Origin of the sequence: Amycolatopsis sp. NBC_01286 (assembly GCF_035982555.1) — a bacterium.
Lineage (GTDB): Bacteria > Actinomycetota > Actinomycetes > Mycobacteriales > Pseudonocardiaceae > Amycolatopsis.
In genome coordinates this window covers 2,977,730-2,996,257 of the sequence record NZ_CP108428.1, presented here as the reverse complement: position 1 = coordinate 2,996,257, position 18,528 = coordinate 2,977,730, and the positions used below count along the sequence as shown (strand labels likewise).

18 protein-coding genes are annotated in these 18,528 nt (G+C 71.2%); 3 read left to right on the top strand and 15 right to left on the bottom strand.

The window, feature by feature from the left end; all coding sequences use genetic code 11:
• Positions 1–131 precede the first annotated feature (131 nt).
• The gene (gene lysS, locus OG570_RS14620; protein ID WP_326944921.1) at positions 132–1,643 is read right to left on the bottom strand and encodes a lysine--tRNA ligase; all 1,512 of its coding nucleotides are present in this window, start codon (positions 1,641–1,643) and stop codon (positions 132–134) included.
• A 76-nt stretch (positions 1,644–1,719) separates the two neighbouring features.
• Here lysS and OG570_RS14615 point away from each other — a divergent pair, with 76 nt between their 5' ends.
• A complete protein-coding gene (locus OG570_RS14615; RefSeq protein WP_326956940.1) occupies positions 1,720–2,481 on the top strand; it encodes a class I SAM-dependent methyltransferase in 762 nt (253 codons plus the stop codon).
• 47 nt (positions 2,482–2,528) lie between these two features.
• Complete coding sequence (locus tag OG570_RS14610; RefSeq protein WP_326956937.1) at positions 2,529–2,933, top strand: DUF6640 family protein; 405 nt, start codon at positions 2,529–2,531, stop codon at positions 2,931–2,933.
• Here OG570_RS14610 and OG570_RS14605 read toward each other — a convergent pair.
• The 7 genes from OG570_RS14605 to OG570_RS14575 all read right to left on the bottom strand — a co-directional run bounded on the left by OG570_RS14605 (position 2,930) and on the right by OG570_RS14575 (position 10,343).
• Complete coding sequence (locus tag OG570_RS14605) at positions 2,930–3,709, bottom strand: type III pantothenate kinase (RefSeq protein WP_326944924.1); 780 nt, start codon at positions 3,707–3,709, stop codon at positions 2,930–2,932. The two genes, OG570_RS14610 and OG570_RS14605, sit on opposite strands and share 4 nt — an antisense overlap.
• 5 nt (positions 3,710–3,714) lie before the next feature.
• Positions 3,715–4,209: an aspartate 1-decarboxylase gene (gene panD, locus OG570_RS14600; RefSeq protein ID WP_326944925.1), complete on the bottom strand. Its 495-nt coding sequence runs from the start codon at positions 4,207–4,209 to the stop codon at positions 3,715–3,717.
• A gap of 9 nt (positions 4,210–4,218) precedes the next feature.
• Entirely contained in the window at positions 4,219–5,130 is a 912-nt protein-coding gene (gene panC / locus OG570_RS14595; RefSeq protein WP_326956935.1) for a pantoate--beta-alanine ligase, read from the bottom strand.
• Positions 5,127–6,086, bottom strand: coding sequence for a Rossmann-like and DUF2520 domain-containing protein (locus OG570_RS14590; protein WP_442788317.1), 960 nt, complete (start codon positions 6,084–6,086; stop codon positions 5,127–5,129). The genes panC and OG570_RS14590 overlap by 4 nt, the downstream gene beginning before the upstream one ends.
• Before the next feature lie 89 nt (positions 6,087–6,175).
• Positions 6,176–7,279 (bottom strand): PrsW family intramembrane metalloprotease, encoded by a 1,104-nt coding sequence (locus OG570_RS14585; RefSeq protein WP_326951690.1) that lies wholly within the window; start codon positions 7,277–7,279, stop codon positions 6,176–6,178.
• A gap of 154 nt (positions 7,280–7,433) precedes the next feature.
• Positions 7,434–9,812 (bottom strand): DUF6779 domain-containing protein, encoded by a 2,379-nt coding sequence (locus OG570_RS14580; protein ID WP_326956931.1) that lies wholly within the window; start codon positions 9,810–9,812, stop codon positions 7,434–7,436.
• A 69-nt stretch (positions 9,813–9,881) separates the two neighbouring features.
• Positions 9,882–10,343: a DUF3180 domain-containing protein gene (locus OG570_RS14575; RefSeq protein ID WP_326956929.1), complete on the bottom strand. Its 462-nt coding sequence runs from the start codon at positions 10,341–10,343 to the stop codon at positions 9,882–9,884.
• An 89-nt stretch (positions 10,344–10,432) separates the two neighbouring features.
• On the opposite strand from OG570_RS14575, the gene OG570_RS14570 reads away from it, so the two are divergent.
• The gene (locus tag OG570_RS14570; RefSeq protein ID WP_326956926.1) at positions 10,433–11,368 is read left to right on the top strand and encodes a helix-turn-helix domain-containing protein; all 936 of its coding nucleotides are present in this window, start codon (positions 10,433–10,435) and stop codon (positions 11,366–11,368) included.
• A 71-nt stretch (positions 11,369–11,439) separates the two neighbouring features.
• Here OG570_RS14570 and folK read toward each other — a convergent pair whose 3' ends face one another.
• From folK to OG570_RS14535, 7 genes are all read right to left on the bottom strand, one after another.
• Positions 11,440–11,934, bottom strand: a complete 495-nt coding sequence (gene folK / locus OG570_RS14565) for a 2-amino-4-hydroxy-6-hydroxymethyldihydropteridine diphosphokinase (protein WP_326956924.1) — start codon at positions 11,932–11,934, stop codon at positions 11,440–11,442.
• Positions 11,931–12,290 carry a dihydroneopterin aldolase gene (gene folB / locus OG570_RS14560; RefSeq protein ID WP_326944930.1) on the bottom strand — a complete coding sequence of 120 codons (360 nt, stop codon included), beginning with the start codon at positions 12,288–12,290 and terminating at the stop codon, positions 11,931–11,933. Before folB ends, folK begins: the two co-directional genes overlap by 4 nt.
• Positions 12,283–13,089: a dihydropteroate synthase gene (folP, locus tag OG570_RS14555; protein WP_326960030.1), complete on the bottom strand. Its 807-nt coding sequence runs from the start codon at positions 13,087–13,089 to the stop codon at positions 12,283–12,285. Before folP ends, folB begins: the two co-directional genes overlap by 8 nt.
• Before the next feature lie 35 nt (positions 13,090–13,124).
• Positions 13,125–13,739, bottom strand: a complete 615-nt coding sequence (gene folE / locus OG570_RS14550; RefSeq protein WP_326956921.1) for a GTP cyclohydrolase I FolE — start codon at positions 13,737–13,739, stop codon at positions 13,125–13,127.
• The gene (ftsH, locus tag OG570_RS14545) at positions 13,708–16,119 is read right to left on the bottom strand and encodes an ATP-dependent zinc metalloprotease FtsH (RefSeq protein ID WP_326944931.1); all 2,412 of its coding nucleotides are present in this window, start codon (positions 16,117–16,119) and stop codon (positions 13,708–13,710) included. The genes folE and ftsH overlap by 32 nt, the downstream gene beginning before the upstream one ends.
• A gap of 202 nt (positions 16,120–16,321) precedes the next feature.
• Entirely contained in the window at positions 16,322–17,137 is an 816-nt protein-coding gene (locus tag OG570_RS14540) for an ESX secretion-associated protein EspG (RefSeq protein ID WP_326956919.1), read from the bottom strand.
• A gap of 557 nt (positions 17,138–17,694) precedes the next feature.
• Positions 17,695–18,480 (bottom strand): ESX secretion-associated protein EspG, encoded by a 786-nt coding sequence (locus OG570_RS14535; RefSeq protein ID WP_326956917.1) that lies wholly within the window; start codon positions 18,478–18,480, stop codon positions 17,695–17,697.
• Between the last annotated feature and the right edge of the window lie 48 nt (positions 18,481–18,528).

Genomic DNA, 18,528 nt, shown 5'->3' with positions numbered 1-18,528 from the left:
CGGGGGCTTACTCAATGATCTGGTTACGGGGCGTGCCCCGCACAGAAGACTTTGTCTGTACATTAGTACCCGCTTCCGGGTGACAGCGCAAATCTCATTGAGATAACCAGTAGACAACTCACACGGCCGGGTTATTCGGGCCGGGTGAGCGGGAAGAGGATCGTCTCCCGGATACCGAGACCGGTCAGCGCCATCAGCAGCCGGTCGATCCCCATTCCGACCCCGCCGCTCGGTGGCATTCCGTACTCAAGTGCCCGGAGGAAATCTTCATCCAGCCGCATGGCTTCGCTATCGCCCTGTGCCGCCAGCCTGGACTGTTCGGTGAGCCGTTCCCGTTCGACGACCGGATCGACCAGCTCGGAGTATCCGGTGGCGAGTTCGAATCCGCGCACGTAGAGGTCCCACTTCTCGGCCACACCGGCCCGCGAGCGGTGCTGCCTGGTCAATGGCGACGTCTCCAGCGGAAAATCACGCACAAACGTCGGGGCGTGCAGGTGATCTCCGACGAGGTGTTCCCACAGTTCCTCGACCAGCTTGCCGTGCGTGAGCTTCGGATCCACTTCCAAGCCCCTGGCCTGCGCGAATCCGTGCAGTTTGGCGGCGGGGGTCTCCGGCGTCACCTCTTCGCCGAGGGAATCGGACAACGACTCGTACATTCCGAGTGTGGTCCATTCGCCGGAGAGGTCGTACTCCGAACCGTCGGGCAGGGTGACGACCTGGGTGTCCAAGACCGCCTGTGCGGCTTCCTGGATCAGCTCGCGGGTCATCACGGCATTGGTGTCGTACGTGGCGTACGCCTCGTAGTACTCCAGCATCGCGAACTCCGGCGAGTGCGACGAGTCGCTGCCCTCGTTCCGGAAGTTGCGATTGATCTCGAAAACCTTCTCGATGCCGCCGACGACGCAGCGCTTGAGGTAGAGCTCCGGCGCGATCCGCAGGAAGAGCTCCAGGTCGAAAGCGTTCGAATGCGTGACGAACGGGCGGGCCGCGGCGCCGCCGTGCAGCGTCTGCAGCATCGGCGTCTCGACCTCGGTGTACCCGCGCCGGTGGAACGACTCCCGCAGCGACCGGACGACGCCGGCGCGCGTGCGCACGACGTCCCGCGCGCGCGGGCGCAGGATGAGGTCGACGTAGCGCTGCCGGATCCGCGTCTCCTCGGCGAGCTCCTTGTGGGCCACCGGGAGCGGGCGCAGCGACTTCGACGTGAGCCGCCAGCTGTCGGCCATCACCGAAAGCTCGCCGCGCTTGGAGGTGATGACCTCACCGTGCACGAAGACGTGGTCGCCCAGGTCGACGTCGGACTTCCACGCCGCGAGCGCGTCTTCGCCGACCTTCGCCAGGCTGATCATCGCCTGCAGTTCGGTGCCGTCGCCCTCGCGAAGGCTCGCGAAGCACAGTTTGCCCGTATTGCGCAGGAACATCACCCGGCCGGTGACGCCGACCAGATCGCCGGTGGCGGTGTCGGCCGGCAGGCCGGAATGGGACGCGCGCACCTCGGCGAGCGAGTGCGTGCGGGGCACCTCCACCGGGTACGGATCGATCCCTTCGGCGATGATCCGGTCGCGCTTCTCCCGGCGCACCCGCATCTGCTCGGGCAGTTCGTCTTCGGCGGGGTCGCTGGTGGACGCGGGGTTTTCGGTCATGGCCCATAGGGTACGAACCTCACCTGGCGCTACGCCAACCGGATTACCTTTCCTTTCCGTCCATTAACCTGGGCCGGTGAGTGATCCCACAGCGGACATCCGCGCCCGGCAAGCCGCTTCCTTCGGTTCGCGCGCCGGCGCGTACGCCGAGCACCGGCCCGGCTACTCGCGGGAAGCCATCGAGTGGGGCCTCGCCGGAGCGGACGGCACCCCTCGGCGGGTGCTCGATCTCGGCGCCGGAACCGGCAAGGTCACGGCGACCCTGGTCGACCTCGGCCTCGACGTCACCGCCGTCGAACCCGACCCGGAAATGCTGGCCGAACTGTCCCGCCTGCTGCCGGCGGTGACGGCGCTGGCCGGCAGCGCGGAACGGATCCCGCTGCCCGACGCGGCCGTCGACGCGATTTTCGTCGGCCAGGCGTTCCACTGGTTCGACGTCGGGCCCGCGATGACCGAAATGGCGCGGGTGCTGCGCCCGGGCGGGGTGTTCGTGCCGATGTGGAACTACGAGGACGAATCGGTGCCGTGGGTGGCGGAGTTCACCGAAAGCGCGAGCATGGGCCGGCGCCGCCCGGCCGCCGACGGCGATCGGCAACCGGCCACCCACCCGGCGTTCACGACGTTCGAGAGCCATCGCTTCCACCACGCCCACCGGCGGACGGCGGAGAGCCTGCTCGAAACGCTGCAGACCTATTCACGCGTGATCATCTCGGACCCGGCGGAGTCCGCGCCGCTGGTCGCCCGCGTCCGCCACTTCCTGGAGACGAATCCCGCGACGTCGTCCGGCGAGTTCGACCTGCCGCTGATCACCTGGACGTTCCGCAGCCGGCGCCGCTGAAGCTTTACCTTGACCTCCAGCAAACTGGAGGTTCCAGACTGGACCCCATGCGTACCAAATCCTGGGGCCGGGCACTGATCTCCCTGACGTCGCTCGTGACCGCGGCCGGCCCCTACCGGGCCGACTGGAACGAGACCCACGTGAAGAACCCGGCCTGGCCACCGCACGCGAAGTTCCACAACGGCCAGACGATGAGCCTCGGGCTCGCGCTCGGCGTCACGAGCCTGTGGCAGCTCTGGCGGGCACCCTCGTCCCGGGAGGGGCTCGACGCCGGCGCCGCGCTGGCTTCGCTGTACTGGCTGACGCAGATCTCGGCGCTGGCCTACCCGGGCTCGAAGGCCGTCGACCCGCCGGGGACGGCGAAGTTCCCGCAGGCGGTGATCGCGTTCCCGGCACTGGCCGTGACGGCGCTGGGCTACGTTCTCGAACGCCGGCGCCTGGCGCGGGGCTAAGGGCGGATGTTGCGCTCGTAGACCAGGCGCAGCCCGAGCAGGGTCAGGTCCGGGACGTGGTCCGTGATCGTCTCCGACTCGCTGATCACCAGCGGCGCCAGGCCACCGGTGGCGAGCACCGCCACCGGTTCCCGGCCGCCCGGGGACAGCTCGCGGACGATCCGGCGGACCAGGCCGTCGACCTGGCCCGCGAAGCCGTACAGGATGCCCGACTGCAGGCACTCCACCGTGTTCTTGCCGATCACCGACCGCGGCGGCACCAGCTCGACCTTCCGCAGCGCCGCCGCGCGCGCGGCCAGCGCGTCGACCGAGATCTCGATCCCGGGGGCGAACGCGCCGCCCAGGAACTCGCCGCGGGCCGAGATCGCGTCCACGTTGGTCGACGTGCCGAAGTCGACGACGACGCACGCCGTGTCGCTGTGCAGGTGGTGCGCGGCCAGCGTGTTCGCCAGCCGGTCCGCGCCCACTTCCTTCGGGTTGTCGACGAGCAGGGGCACGCCCGTGCGCACCCCCGGCTCGACGACGATCTTCGGCACTTTCGCGTAGTAGCGCGAAAGCATCACCCGCAGTTCGCGCAGCACCGCCGGCACCGTCGACAACGCGCTGATCCCCGTGACGTCATCCGCGTGCGGGCCGAGTAGCCCGCGCACGGTCAGCGCGAGCTCGTCGGCGGTCATCCGCGCGTCGGTGCGCATGCGCCAGTCGCCCACGAGCTCGGTGCCGGAATAGAGCCCTAGCACGATGTTCGTGTTGCCGACGTCGACGGTGAGCAGCAAGCGGGTCAGCTTTCCGCGTGCAGCAACGCGTCGAGCCGGCGGGCGTCCGCCGTCTCGGCCACCGGGAAGATCGCCGTCTCCTCCTCCGGCAGGGTCACCGTGCCACTGAGCAGCCCGGAACCCTCCGGTGCGTGGCCGGGATCGGTGTGCCGGTGGACGATCCGGTTGTCCGCGTCGACGAACACCACGCGCGGTTCGTACGTCGCGGCCTCGGCGTCCTCCATCTGACCGTACGAGATCAGGATGACCAGGTCACCGGGGTGCACCAGGTGGGCCGCGGCGCCGTTGATGCCGAGCACGCCGCTGCCGCGTTCCCCCTTGATGACGTAGGTCTCCAGCCGCGAGCCGTTGGTGACGTCCACAATGGACACCTGTTCCCCCGGCAGCAGGTCCGCGGCCTCCATCAGGTCTTCGTCGACGGTGACCGAGCCGACGTAGTGCAGGTCGGCCTGGGTGACGGTGACCCGGTGGATCTTCGACTTGAGCATGGTGCGGTACATCGTGGACTCCTATTCCCCTGCGTCCCGCTCCGGCTGCGCTGGGTGGTCAACCGCCGCACCGAGCAACACCGGGACGTTGTCGATCAGCCGGGTACTCCCCACCCGGGCCGCGATCAACAGTCGTGCTTCACCATCGACGGGCGCGGCCCCGAGGTCGGTTCCCCTCAACTCCAGGTAATCCACCTCGACCGCGGGCCGCGCGGCGAGGGTCTTCCACGCGGTCTCGAGGACCGCTTCCGCCCCGTCCCGGCCGACGAACGCCCCCGCGGTGAGGGCGGCTGACAGGACGATGGCGTCCTCACGCTGCTCAGGCGTGAGGTAGACGTTGCGCGACGACAGCGCGAGCCCGTCGCGTTCACGCACGGTCGGCACGCCGATCACGTGCGTGCCGATGTTCAGGTCGCGCACCATCCGCTTGATCAGGACCAGTTGCTGGTAGTCCTTTTCGCCGAAGAGCGCGTAGTCCGGACGGAGCAGGTTGAACAGCTTCGCCACGACGGTCAGTACGCCGGCGAAGTGGCCGGGCCGGACGACGCCTTCGAGCTCGTCGCCGAGCGGACCGGGGTGCACGGTGACGGCGGCGCCCTCGGCGTACAGCGCGTCGGCGGCCGGGGTGAAGGCGATTTCGACGCCGTCCTCGTCCAGCACGGCCAGGTCGGCCTCCAGCGGACGCGGGTAGGCCGCGAAGTCCTCGCCCTCGCCGAACTGCAGCGGGTTGACGAAGATCGAGGTGGCCACGACGTTGTTCGGCAGCCGCTTGGCGCGGCGGATCAGCTCGCGGTGCCCGGCGTGCAGCGCGCCCATGGTCGGCACGAGCGCCAGCTTGCGCCCGACGCCGTGCAGGGCCCGGCTGACCTGGCTCATCTGCTCGGGCGAGGCGAAGGTGTTCAGGGTGCCGCGGCTGAATTTCGGTGTGGTCACTGGTCTGGATGCCCTTCGGCGGGATCGTCGAGGAGGTCGGTGAGTTCCTTGGCGGCCGCGGTGTCGAGCAGCCCGGCGGCCACGGAACGCTCCGCCGTGCGCTTGGCCAGCGCGCGGTAGGCCGGTGCGACGTCCGGCGCCCGGTCCCCCAGCACCTCGAGGTGCTTGCGGACGGTGCCGATGTCGCCACGGGCGACCGGGCCGGTGAGCGCGCGGTCGCCGTGTCGGAGCACATTATCCAACGCGGCCGAAAGCAGTGGTGCGACCAGGCGTTCGGAATGCCCGATTCCCGCTTCGCGCAAGACTTCCGCGCAGTCCGCGACCAGCGTCATCAGGTGGTTCGCGCCGTGGGTCAACGCAGCGTGGTAGAGCGCTCGCGCGGAGTCGGGGATGCGCACCGGCTCGGCACCCATCTCGACGGCCAGCGCTTCGCCGACGTTCCACGCCGCTTCGTCGTCGGCCATCGCCGTGACGCCGATGCTGCACGCCGCCAGCCGCTCGAGGTCCTCCGCGCGGCCGGTGAACGTCATCACCGGGTGCAGGGCCAGCGGGAGCGCCCCGGCCTCGGCCGCGGGCGCCAGGACGTCGATGCCCTGCGCGCCGGAGGTGTGCACGACGATCTGGCCCGGCCGCAGCGACTTGGTGGCGACCAGGCCGCGGACCATGCCGGCCAGCGCGTCGTCGGGGAGGGCGAGCACGACCAAGTCAGCCCGGCGGACGGTTTCGTCGGGCGGCAGGATGGGCACGTCGGGGAGGAGGCGTTCGGCGCGGGCCAGCGACGCGGCGGACAGGCCGGACGCGGCGACCACCGTGTGGCCCGCCCGGGCCAGGGCAGCACCGAGCACACTGCCCACCCGGCCGGCGGAAACGACCCCGACCGCGAGGCGAGCAGGTCTCATCATGGCGTGCGCCTGTGGACGCTCATGGTTGGCAGACTCCCTCTGCTCTCGTTCCAGTCCCGCTCCGGGTACCGGACGACGGCGCGAGACTAACTCGGCTGAGCGTGGACCGTTGAGCCCGGGTGACAAGCTTCACCCGGACCGGTTCACCCTTGTGGCGCTTCCTGGGCAAGCCGGGTGGCTTCGGCACGAGCGGCCTTGAGCGTGCGCAGCAGCTCTTGCTGACGTTGCCGGTCGAGCGCGGTGTGCAGCTCCTGGCGGTCCAGGAACGCGAGCTCCGTGACGCTGGCCTGGTACACGGCGACGGCCTTCGCGGCCTGCTTGCCGGACTGGCGTTTCGCCTGACGGCGCCAAGCGCGGCGGCCGGGCAGGCTGGCCAGCAGCTCGACCTCCGACGGCGCGATCCACCGCGCCGCGGCCATGTGCGGCAGAGCGGCTTCGATGATCCGCTGCTCCCGCCGTCGCTGCAGGATGACCAGGTAGACCACGCCGAGGAACAGCGGCAGCATGATCAGGAAGTACACGGTCAGGAACTTCGACCCGCCCAGCAGCGCGGCGCTGTTCCACAGCGCGTGCAGGCAGACCGCGGCCAGGTACCCGGCGACCGGCGCGATGATCCGCAGCGCCTTGGTCGTCGTCCGGGCGGCGATGCCGATCCCGATGCCGGTGAGCACCGCGAACAGCGGGTGCGTGAACGGCGCGAGCACGCCGCGCAGGAAGAACGCCGTGATGACGCCCTGGCTGTGCCCGTCGCCGAAGCCGTAGTCGTAGAAGGCCCGGCCGAAGTAGTAGATGTTCTCGGTGAAGGCGAACCCGGCCGCGCTGAACCCGGCGTAGACGACACCGTCCACGACGCCGTCGAACTCGCTGCGGCGGCGCCACAGGATGAGGACCACGAAGAGCGCCTTCGCGGCCTCTTCGACGACCGGCGCGGACACCAGCGCGGCGACGGTGTTGCCGCTGCCCTTGCCGAGCAGCTCGTCACCGACCGCCTCGGCGGTGGTGTTGATGAGCAGCGCGGTGATCGTCGCGATGCAGGCGCCCCAGGCGAAGGCCAGCAGCAGGAACTTCGCCGGCTCGGGCTCCCAGCGGTCGACCCACAGGAAGCCCGCCACCACCCCGGCGACCGGCACCAGGGCGGCCAGCACACCGATGGTGACGGCCAGCGGGCCGACCCGCGCCGTCGCCAGGCCGAACAGGAACAGGCCGCACAGGGCGACCACGATCAGCCCGAGCACCGGCAGCAGCACGGTGATCCGGCGAGGCCGCCGTCCGCGATCGAGTCCCGTCGCGGGCGAGAGGGTTCCGCTCACAGCGGGTCACCCTACGCAGACCGGACACGGACCGGAATGCGAACCCCGGGTGTGGCCCGGCGGGGCCGTCGCGGCCACCACCCGGCTCGCCTCAGTCCTCGGCACGCCGCCTGCGGCGCGGGGTCGAACCGGTGCCGCCGTTGGCCGCCAGCAGCTCGCTGACCGACCGGCCGGTGTTGTGCGACCCGCTGCCCGGCACCTCGGTGGAACGGTGGCCGTTGCGCGGGGCCTGGCCGTTGCCGTTCCCGTTGCTGTGGCCGTTCTGGCCGTTCCCGTTCTGCCCGTTGCCGTTCTGGCCGTTGCCGTGCTGCCCGGTGCCGTTCTGGCCGGTGCCGTTGCGCTCGAGGTCGGCCGGGTCGACCGGCGTCATGTTGCGCCGCGACATGGACGCGCGTTCGGCGACCATGCCTTCCCAGGCCGGCGGTTCGCCGTCCGGACGGCGCCGGCGGCCACCCGATGGCTCGGGCGGCGGCGGGGGCACGGCGGGCATCACCTGCGAGTCGTCCGGCTTCCGGCGGCGACCGCCGCCGGTGGAACGGCCCTGGAAGCTGCGCATCGACTCCGGCAGCGTCGGGTTCACCGGCGCCTCGGCCTGGGCCGCCGCCTCCGTGGGAGCGCGGTGCGAACCGTGCGAACCGTGCCGGGACGGCGGCTCGTCGAGGATCGGCGACATGTCGGGCCGCGAGAACTGCTCGAGGCGCGACGGACGTCGGCCGTCGGCGGCCGGCACCGGCGTGGTCGGCGGCACGACGGGCGGCAGGTTGGTCCGCGACGGCGGACCGGCACTGGGCACCGGCATCGTCATCGGGACGACCGGGAGGTCGGTCCGGGACCCGGCCGGGTCCCGGCGCGCCACGGCGGGCAGGTCGGTGCGCGACCCGGCCGGATCGCGCCGCGGCACGGCAGGCAGATCGATCCGCGAGCCGGCCGGATCCCGCCTGGGTACCGCGGGCAGGTCGGTGCGCGATGCCGTGGCGTCCCGCGGCATCGGCGGCTTGCGGTCGGCGGGCTTCGGCTCCGGCGGCTTCGGCCGGTTGGGCCGCTGCCGCTCGGCGAAGTCGTCGCGGTTCTGGAACGCCGCGCTCAGGTCGGCCACCGGGCGCTCGACCGGCCGGATGTCCGACCGGGACATCTCGGACGGCTTCGGCGGCGGCACACTGGCCGCCGAACGGCCCTGGAGCGGGCGTGCGGGGGGCTCGGGCGCCTTCCGCGGATCGGGGCGCGCGCCGTTCGGGTTGGGGACGCGCGGCAGGTCCGGCCGGGACATCTCGGCGGGCCGCATCTCCTGGCGCGACCGCTCGGCGGGCCGCTGCCGCTCGACGCGGGGCAGGTCGGACCGCGACATCTCGACACGCGGGATGTCCGGACGCGACATCTCCACGCGGGGGATGTCGGGGCGGGACATCTCGACGGGCCGCATCTCCGAGCGCGAGATCTCCGCGCGGCGCGCGGGCGGCGGCTCGGGACGGCGGATCTCGGTCTTCGGCTCCGGGCGGCGGACCTCGGCACTGGGGTCGGGGGTCCGCGGCATCTCCCGGCGCGTCGGCTCGGCGGGGGCTTCGGGACGGCGCTCGGGCTGCTTGGCGACCTCGGCCGGGTCCGGCAGCCGCATCGGCTGCGACTCGGCCTGGCGGCGGGCCGCCTCGGCGCGCAGCTCGGCGGCCTTCAGCTCGCGCTGCGCGGCGTTCAGCGCCGGGTCGACCTCCGGCACGGGCGGACGGCGGTCGCTCAGCGGCTTCGGCCGGGCGATCTGCTGGGTGCTCTGGGCGTTGACGTTGGCCGGGGCCTTCGGGCCGGTGCCCGGCTTGCCGCCGAACCCCTTGCCCTTGCCGCCGAACCCCTTGCCGTTCGCGGGCTTGCCGTTCGACGCCTTGCGGCGGCGCTCGTCGAGCACGCGGTCGATCAGCTCGGTCGGCCGTTCGCCGCCCTCGGGAACGGGCTTCTTCGCGGCCATCAGCTGCGCCGGCTTCTTCTTCGGGGCGCCGTCGGGGATCATCCGGTTGTCGTCGGACACCTTGCGCATGCGGGTCGCCTGCGCGGTCAGCGCGACGCGTTCGAGCAGCACCTCACCGCCGAACAGCGACTGGAGGCTGTCGCGCAGCGCTGAGACTTCGACGCGCAGCGCCTCGAGCTCCTCGCGGCCGCGGGAGTCGGCCGTCGTGCGGTTCTCCGCCTCCACCTCCAGTTCGTACTCGCGCCGGGCCGCGATCTCGCGTTCCAGCTCCAACTCGTACACAGCCTGCGCCTCGGAGACCGCGTCCTCGCTCTGTGCCGCGTGCTTGCGGTACTTCACGGCGAGGAACGCGCCGATCAGGGCAGCCCAGAGGGCGGCGACGATCCCGAGTCTGAGGTACTTGAGATCGTTGCTGAGCACCAGTGCGAGGGTGGCTCCGATGGCGAGGACGAATCCGACAACAAGCCACGGCCTACCCAGAAGGCGGCCGCGCGAGTCGTCACCCACGCCGGTCATGACTGACACCGTACCTGCTCGTAATCCGAACGAGACCTACTCGGTCCAGCGAGCGGTGGGATTCGAGCGCTAACCGGTCGTCCCGCGGGTCCGTTCACGGGGCTGGTCGCGCGGGGTCCGGCAGCAGTGTTCGAGCCACAAACCCGCTGCTACCAGCAGTGCCGCGGACACCACGCCGACCACCGCGGCCCGGGTGTCGAGGACCGCGGCGACGAGTTCGTCACGTCGGGGAAAAAGGTAGGCGAGCGCCGCCAGCCAAGCACCCGTCATGAACGCGCCGGCGAGTGACGAAGCCTTCGCCAGCGCCACCGATCGGGCGATCCCGATAGCGGCAAGGACGCGGCCGTTCCTGATCCGGGAGCGGACCCGGAACGCGAGCACGGCCTCGATCACGGCCAGCACCGCGAACGTGACGCCGGCGAGCAGCGGCAGCTGGGGCAGCGAACCGTAGGCCATCTGGAAGAGCAGGTAGCCGAGGACCAGGCCGAGTACCCCGGCCACCACCAGGTCGCGAGGCCGGGTGAAGTGCATGTGCCAACCGTACCGGGGCTCGCCCCCGCGCACCCGGACCCGCGCCTAGCCTTGACTCTCCACCGACTGGAGAGTTCACCATGCGTCTTGTGGGTACCACCGCGATCTTCACCATCGGCGAGCTGGCCAGGCGCACGGGCCTGCCGGTCAAGACCATCCGGTTCTACTCGGACGAGGGCCTGCTGCCCCCGACCGACCGGACGGACGCCGGCTACCGGCTCTACGACGCCACGGCCATGGCCCGGCTGGAGCTGGTCCGCACCCTGCGCGAGCTGGGTCTCGGCCTCGCCGACGTCGAAGCCGCCCTGTCGCGCTCCGCGACGGTCGGCGAGCTGGCGAACCGGCACGTCGAGGCGCTCGACGAGCAGATCCGGCGGCTGCGGCTGCGCCGGGCGGTGCTGCGCGCGGTGGCCAAGCGTGATTCCGAGCTGGAGGAAGTGAACCTGATGAACCGTCTCGCGTCGATGTCCGACGAGGAGCGCAAGCGGCTGGTCGACGAGTTCTGGGACGAGATGGTCTCGGGGCTGGAGATCGACCCGCAGTTCTACGCGCGGATGCGCGCCGGGAAGCCCGAGCTGCCCGACGACCCGTCACCCGAGCAGCTGGAGGCGTGGATCGAGTTCGCCGAGCTCGTCCAGGACCCGTCGTTCCGCACCTTGATCCGCGAGCTGAGCGAAACCCAGGCCCGGCAGATCGCGGACGGCGAGTTCCACCCGCCCGCTGACGCCTGGCAGCAGAACTGGCCGGGCTGGGTCTCCCGCGCCGAAGCGGCCGTGGCGGCCGGAGAATCGCCGACGTCGGAGGCGGGGCAAACGCTTGCGGCCGACATCGCGACGGCCACCGCCCGCCCCGGCCAAGACGCGAAGTCGCCGGAGTTCCGCACGGAGATGGCGGACCGCTTCGCCGCGAGCGGCGACCCACGGGCCGAGCGCTACTGGCAGCTGCTGGCCACCATCAACGGCTGGCCCCCGGTCCCGACGGCCCAGCCGGCGGTGCAGTTCATGATCGCGGCCCTGCGCGGCTGACCGCACGAGGACCGCAGTTCGGCGACGAACCGGGGGTGGGCGGTAACGGACACCCCCGGTTCACCGATCTTTTATGCCTTCAGGTCGAGATCGGTCCGCCGGACCGAGCCGACGTCCGACGCCGGACGCGCGGCCAGCAGCGTGGCGAGCGGGCCGTGGCCGGGCAGGATCGCGTCCGGCTCGATCTCCAGCCACGGGACCAGCACGCTCGCGCGCTCCGGCGTGCCCGGGTGCGGCAGCAGCAGCTCCGGGTCGGCGGAGGTGACGCCGTTCACCGTGACGACGTCGACGTCCAGCGTCCGCGGCCCCCACCGCAGCTCGCGCACGCGCCCGGCCGCCTGCTCGGCGGCCTGGCCGGTGCGCAGCCACGCCCAGTGGTCGCGGCCCGGGTCGTCGACGACGCAGACGGCGTTGAGGAAGTCCGGCTGGTCCTCGACGCCCCACGCCTTCGTCTCGTACACGCTCGACACCGCGACCAGCGCGGGCCGGACGGCGTCCAGCGCGAGCTTCAGGAAGCCGAGCCGGTCGCCGAGGTTGGAGCCCAGGGAAAGGACGGCGCGGCTCACCGGTCGCGCCGGACCGTGACGGCGACGTCGTCGAAGGTCAGCGGGATCGGCGCCGACGGCTTGTGCACCGTCACCTCGACCGCGTCGAGCCGCTCGTCCCGCATGACCGCGTCGGCGATCGTGCCGGCGACCTTCTCGATGAGGTCGTACGGCTCACCGGCGACGATCCCGGCGGCCAGCTCGGCCAGCTCGCCGTAGTGCAGCGTCTTGGTCAGGTCGTCCGACGCCGCGGCCGGCCCGAGGTCGAGCCACACCGTGACGTCGATGACGAACTCCTGGCCGTCCCGCTTCTCGTGCTCGAACACGCCGTGGTGGCCGAACACGCGCAACCCGGTCAACGTGATCCGGTCAGACATCCGGAGAACCTTTCCACCACGCCGCGGCCACCGCGACCGCGTCCAGCGACGCCCCGACCTCGTGCACCCGCACGCCCCAGGCCCCGGCGGCCGCGGCCAGGGCCGAGATGGCCGCGGTCGCGTCCTCCCGGCCGTCCGGCGACCGCGGCGTACCGTCATTTTCGGACAGCAGCCGGCCGAGGAACCGTTTGCGCGAAGCTCCCACGAGCACCGGGAAACCGAGGGAGAGCACCGAGTCCAGCCCCCGCAGCAACGCCCAGTCGTGCTCGGCGTTCTTCGCGAAGCCGAGCCCGGGATCGAGCACGATCGCACTCTCGGCCACGCCGGCCGCGAGCGCGTCGTCCACCCGGGACAGCAGCTCGGACCGGACTTCGGCGACGACGTCTTCGTACTGCGCGAGGGCCTGCATGTCCTCGCTGTGGCCCCGCCAGTGCATCAGCACCCACGGCGCCCCGGACTCGGCCGCGACCCGCGCCATGTCCGGATCGGCCAGCCCACCCGAGACGTCGTTGACGACGTGCGCCCCGGCCTCGAGCGCCGCGGCGGCGACGGCCGCACGCGTGGTGTCGACCGACACGGCCACGCCTTCACCGGCGAGCGTCCGGATCACCGGGAGAACCCGGGCCAGCTCGGTCCCGGCGTCCACCCGCAACGCCCCGGGCCGCGTCGACTCCCCGCCGACGTCGATCAGGTCGGCCCCGCGCGTCCACATCGCCCGGGCGTGCTCCAGCGCCTGATCGACGTCGAGGTAGCGGCCACCGTCCGAAAAGGAATCCGGGGTCACGTTGAGCACGCCCATCACGACGCACCGCCCCGGCGCGGGAAGGTTCGTGCTCACCGACGCGCCTTGATGAGGTCGAGCGCCTCCGCCCGTGACGAAGCGGAGGTCTTGAGCTGCCCCCGCACGGCCGAGGTGGTCGTGCGCGCGCCGGGCTTCCGGATGCCGCGCATGGCCATGCACAGGTGCTCGGCCTCGATCACGACGATGACCCCCCGCGGCTCGAGCTTGCGCACGAGCGCGTCGGCGACCTGCGAGGTGAGGCGTTCCTGAACCTGGGGCCGCTTGGCGTAGAGGTCGACGAGCCGCGCGAGCTTGGAGAGCCCGGTGACCTTGCCGCCCGCGTTGGGGATGTACCCGACGTGCGCAACGCCGTGGAAGGGCACGAGGTGGTGTTCACATTGGCTGTACATCGGGATGTCCGTGACGAGCACCAGTTCTTCGTGGGACTCGTCGAACGTCTTGTCCAGCACCGAGTCGGGCTCGGTGTACAGGCCGGCGAACATCTCCTTGTACGCGCGGGCGACCCGGGCCGGGGTGTCCTTCAGGCCGTCCCGGTCCGGGTTTTCGCCGCAGGCCAGCAGAAGCTCGTGGATCGCCTTCTCCGCCCGGTCTTGGTCGAAGACCGGGCGGTCGGCGTCACTGGGGCTTTTCTGGTCCGTCCACGTCACGTCGTTCCCCCTCGCTCTGCTGCTGGTTACCGCCCGCTTGATCGGCGAACCAGCCGTGCTCGCGAGAACGATCTTCGCCACCGGGCCGCCACGACTGGCCCGGCTGGCCGCCGGGGGAGGTCGCGGGGGTCCAGCCCGGAGGGGCACCGTAGTTCGGCGGGCCGCTCTGGCCCGCCGGGCCACCGCCGCCCGTCTGGCCGGTGTAGCTCTGCGGCCAGTGGGACGAGCCGTTCGGGCCACCGTTGGGACCGCCGTAGGAGCGGCCGCCGTTCGGGTAGGCGCCCGGCGGCGGCGGGGCGTACGGGTTGGCGTTCGGGTCCGGTGCCGACGCCGGGTACGGCGGACCACCGGGCAGGTCGCCCGCGCCCTGGGCGGTGCCGACCGGGGTCGGCTCCGGCTTCAGGACCGGCTTCTCCTTCTCCGGCGGGGGCCACGGCTCGCCGCGCTCGATCGCCAGCTCGCCCGGGGTCTTGATGGGCGGCTTGTCGGACGGCGTGCGCTCGCCGAACTCGTTGAACACGGTGATGTGCGGGCGCTTCTCGACCGTCGCGAAGATCCGCTCGAGGTCCTTGCGGGTCAGCGTCTCCTTCTCGAGGAGTTCGATGACCAGCTCGTCGAGCACGTCGCGGTAGGTGTTGAGCACGTGCCACGCCTCGGTGTGCGCGGTCTCGATGAGCTTGCGCACCTCCTCGTCGATCTCGTGCGCCACCTCGAGCGAGTAGTCCGCCTGACGGCCGGCCGAGCGGCCCAGGAACGGGTCACCCTGCTCCTGGCCGTACTTGACCGCGCCCAGACGGGCGCTCATGCCGTACTCGGTGACCATCGCGCGGGCGATCTTCGTCGCCTGCTCGATGTCCGAGGACGCGCCCGTGGTGGGCTCGTGGAAGACGAGCTCCTCCGCCGTGCGGCCACCCATCGCGAAGACCAGCCGCCCGATCATCTCGGAGCGGGTCATCAGGTCCTTGTCGTCCTCCGGGACGAGCAGCGCGTGCCCGCCCGTGCGGCCGCGCGGCAGGATGGTCAGCTTGTAGACCGGTTCGATGTCCGGCATCGCCCACGCGGCGAGCGCGTGCCCGCCCTCGTGGTAGGCCGTGATCTTCTTCTCCTTCTCGGAGATGATCCGGCTCTTGCGGGCGGGCCCGCCGACGACGCGGTCGACGGACTCCTCCAGCTCGACGTCGCTGATCACGTGCCCGTTCTTGCGGGCGGTGAGCAGTGCGGCCTCGTTGAGCACGTTGGCCAGGTCGGCGCCGGACATGCCGACGGTCCGCTTGGCCAGGCTGCCCATGTCGGTGCCCTGCGCGATCGGCTTGCCCTTGGAGTGCACCTCGAGGATCGCGCGACGGCCACGCATGTCGGGCGCGGAGACCGGGATCTGCCGGTCGAAGCGGCCCGGGCGCAGCAGCGCGGGGTCCAGGATGTCGGGCCGGTTGGTGGCCGCGATCAGGATGATGCCGCCGCGGGCGTCGAAGCCGTCCATCTCGACGAGCAGCTGGTTCAGCGTCTGCTCGCGCTCGTCGTGGCCGCCGCCGAGGCCGGCACCGCGCTGGCGGCCGACCGCGTCGATCTCGTCCACGAAGATGATGCACGGCGCGTTCTGCTTGGCCTGTTCGAACAGGTCACGCACACGGGAGGCACCGACACCGACGAACATCTCGACGAAGTCCGAGCCCGAGATCGTGTAGAACGGCACGCCCGCTTCACCCGCGACAGCTCGCGCGAGCAGCGTCTTGCCGGTACCGGGTGGCCCGTAGAGCAGGACGCCCTTCGGGATCTTCGCGCCGAGCGCCTGATATCGCGCCGGGTTCTGGAGGAAGTCCTTGATCTCGTACAGCTCTTCGACGGCCTCGTCGGCACCCGCGACGTCCCCGAAGGTCGTCTTGGGCATGTCCTTGTTCAGCTGCTTGGCCTTGGACTTGCCGAAGTTGAGGACGCGGTTGCCGCCGCCCTGGGCGTTGTTCATCATCCACATCAGCAGGCCCAGCACGAGGGCCAGCGGGATGGCGAAGATGAGGATCTGGGTCAGTACACCCTGCTGGGTGACCTTGGTGGTGAACTTGACCCCGCCATCGCCGTTCTTCGCGGCCAGCAGCTTGTCGTAGATCTCAAGCGACGCGTTGGCCGGGTACTGCGCGATGAGCTGGGTGGTCTGCTGGCCATCGACGTCGACAGGTTTGTTCAGCAGGAGTTTGACCTGCTGTTCCTTGTCCTCGAGGCTGGCTTCCTTGACGTTGTTCGTGGTGATCTGGGAGTTCGCCACCGAGATGGGTGCTTGGGTGTACCCACGATCGCTGTCGAAGATCGTGTTGTACGCGAACAACGCCAGCAACCCCGCGACGATCCACAGCAGTGGGTTCCTGAGCACGCTCTTCCGGTTCATACGACTCGGCCCTGGTGGCCTCGACCCTCCCTGGTTGGGCGGCTCCTGTGATACCCGCCATCACGATCTTGACAACCCATGGTGCCTGGACACCCGTCCCAACAGGGTACCGTCCGCTGCCGCGTTCATCCCCTGTGAGCCTCTCGCAGGTCAACGGGCGATACCGCGTCCTGGTTCCCGTTCGGCCTACACCTCTGTCACGCTATCGCGTGCCGTCGGACACACCACTCACCATCTCGCCCAGCCGGGTCCGCAGTGTCGGCGGGTCCGCCGGGGCCACCGTGACCCACTCCCGACCGTCTGTACCTGCACGGGAGAGGCTCAGGTAGCGCCCGGTGGCCGTGTCGAACCAGGCCAGTACCCGGGACCGCTGCTTGGCCCCGACCGGGGACCGGCTGTTCGCTGCCAGCTGACCGCCGCACAGCCGGGGCTGCCCGGCGAGCCGAGCGTAGGCCTCGCGCGGATCGGCGACGACCCGCTCGCTCAGCGGCGTCCGGCGTTTGCCCTTGTTCTCTTCCTCACCGGACGCCGGCAGCGACACGGGCACCCGGATCGGGGCCGTGTGCAGGGCGTCGTCCAGCGGGAGTGTGACGGACGCCTCGGTCCCGCGCGGCCCGGCGGGCAGCACGCCGATGACGGCGGAGACCAGCGCGTCCGGCGGGACGTCCCGCAGCCAGATGCCGTCGGCGTCCTGGACCGCGAGCACGCCCTTGGTGTCGTCGGCCGCCGCCAGCACCCCGACCGTCGGGGTCTCGAACCGCGGGATGTGCAGCGCATCGATGGTCAGGGGCGCGAAGGCCAGCAGCTCCAGCGCGTCTTCGATCGGTGGCGCCAGCCGGCCCCGCGGCTCGCGGATGCCGCGCGCCTTCAGCTCGACGTCGGTGCGGTGGCGCAGCGAAACCCGCTCATCCTCGGTCGCGCCGTGCGACCGGACGTGCAGCGGGTAGGGCAGCTCACCGACCCGCGCCGACTCCCACAGGAAGTCGAACGCCAGCGGCGAGAAGAACTCTTGCATCACTACTCTCCCGGATCGGATTCTCGCTCAGCGTAGCCCGCACCACCGACAGAACGGGACCGTTCCCGCTGCCGGTTGGGCACGCTCGGAGAACCCGGGGCCGATCTTGGCAGAGATGGTGTGGGACCCGCGTTCACGGTGTCCGGAATCAGCCGTTCGCGAGACGGCGCCGGGGTCCGGGCACGAGTTGAGCCGGTGAGCAGCTCTCGCGCCCACCTCAGCCGCGAGGCAGCTTCTTGGCAGTGATAGTGCGGGACCCGTGATCACGGTGTCCGGAATCAGCCACTCGCGGGGCCGCGCCGAGCGCGAGTCGAGCCGGGCGTGGGCGGCGGCGTCCGAAATCAGCCGTTCGCGAGGCCGCGCTGGGCGCGGGCGCGAGTTGAGTTGGTGAACAGCTCTTGCGCCCACCTCAGCCGTGGGACAGCTTCCCGGCAGAGATCGTGCGGGCCCTGTGCTCACGATGTCCGGAATCAGCCGCTCGCGGGCCGCGCCGGGTGCGGGCGCGAGGCAAGCCGGGGTGCGGGATCCGGAACCAGCCCGCCGAAGCAGGCGGCCGGAGGTCAGACCGAGCTGGTCGCCGACGCTCCTGCGAGCAGCTCGCCGAGCCGGTGGCGCAGCGTTGCCGCGTCGGCGGGGGCGATCGTGATCCAGTCGCGGCCGTCGTGGCCCTTGGATGCCTGGGTGAAGTAACGGCCCGTCTCGGTGTCGAACCAGCTCAGCACCGGGGTGCGGCTGCGGGCGCCCATGCGGGTGCGGGCGTTCGCCGCGATCTGGCCGCCGCGCAGGCGGGGCTGGGCGTGCAGGCGGGCGAGGGCCTTGCGGTCGTCGTCGGCGCTGGTGCGGTCCTCGGGGTTGCCGCGGCGCTGCAGGAAGTCGACGCCGTGCGCGCCGACCAGCTGCTCCAGCGGCACCGTGATCGACTTCTCGCTGCCGCGCGGGGCGGCGGGCAGCAGCGAGACGATCGCGCTCGCCAGGCCGTCCACCGGGCACGGCTGCAGGTGCAGGCCGCGGGTGTCCTGGACGGCCAGCAGACCTTGACCGCCCAGTACGCCGGCGATCGCGAGCAGCGGCTCGGCGTCCGGGGCGATCAGCTGGACGGCGTCCAAGCTCAGTTCGGGGGTGGCCAGCACGCCGAAGTAGTCCTCGACGTGCGGTTCGGGGCGGCCGCGGCCGTCCGCTAGCCCGCGCGCCGCCAGCCCCTCCAGCGTCCGCTGGCGCAGCAGCGACCGCTCGTCGAGCGTCTCGCCGTGCGACCGGACGCGCAGCGGGTACGGCAGCTCACCCAGCCCGGCCGACTCCCACAGGAAGTCCACCTCGGCCGGGGTCAGCAGCTCAGCGTTCGGCATCGAGCCACCCCCCAAAGATGTGAAAGCGGGCCGGACGCGCGGGAAGCG

Coding starts and splice junctions, on each gene's coding strand:
- panD (WP_326944925.1), bottom strand. CDS start 4,209: ATGTACCGCACCATGCTCAAGTCGAAGATCCACCGGGTCACCGTCACC.
- folP (WP_326960030.1), bottom strand. CDS start 13,089: ATGGGCGTGCTCAACGTGACCCCGGATTCCTTTTCGGACGGTGGCCGC.
- lysS (WP_326944921.1), bottom strand. CDS start 1,643: ATGACCGAAAACCCCGCGTCCACCAGCGACCCCGCCGAAGACGAACTG.
- OG570_RS14580 (WP_326956931.1), bottom strand. CDS start 9,812: ATGACCGGCGTGGGTGACGACTCGCGCGGCCGCCTTCTGGGTAGGCCG.
- OG570_RS14535 (WP_326956917.1), bottom strand. CDS start 18,480: ATGCCGAACGCTGAGCTGCTGACCCCGGCCGAGGTGGACTTCCTGTGG.
- OG570_RS14610 (WP_326956937.1), top strand. CDS start 2,529: ATGCGTACCAAATCCTGGGGCCGGGCACTGATCTCCCTGACGTCGCTC.
- OG570_RS14575 (WP_326956929.1), bottom strand. CDS start 10,343: ATGCACTTCACCCGGCCTCGCGACCTGGTGGTGGCCGGGGTACTCGGC.
- folB (WP_326944930.1), bottom strand. CDS start 12,290: ATGTCTGACCGGATCACGTTGACCGGGTTGCGCGTGTTCGGCCACCAC.
- ftsH (WP_326944931.1), bottom strand. CDS start 16,119: ATGAACCGGAAGAGCGTGCTCAGGAACCCACTGCTGTGGATCGTCGCG.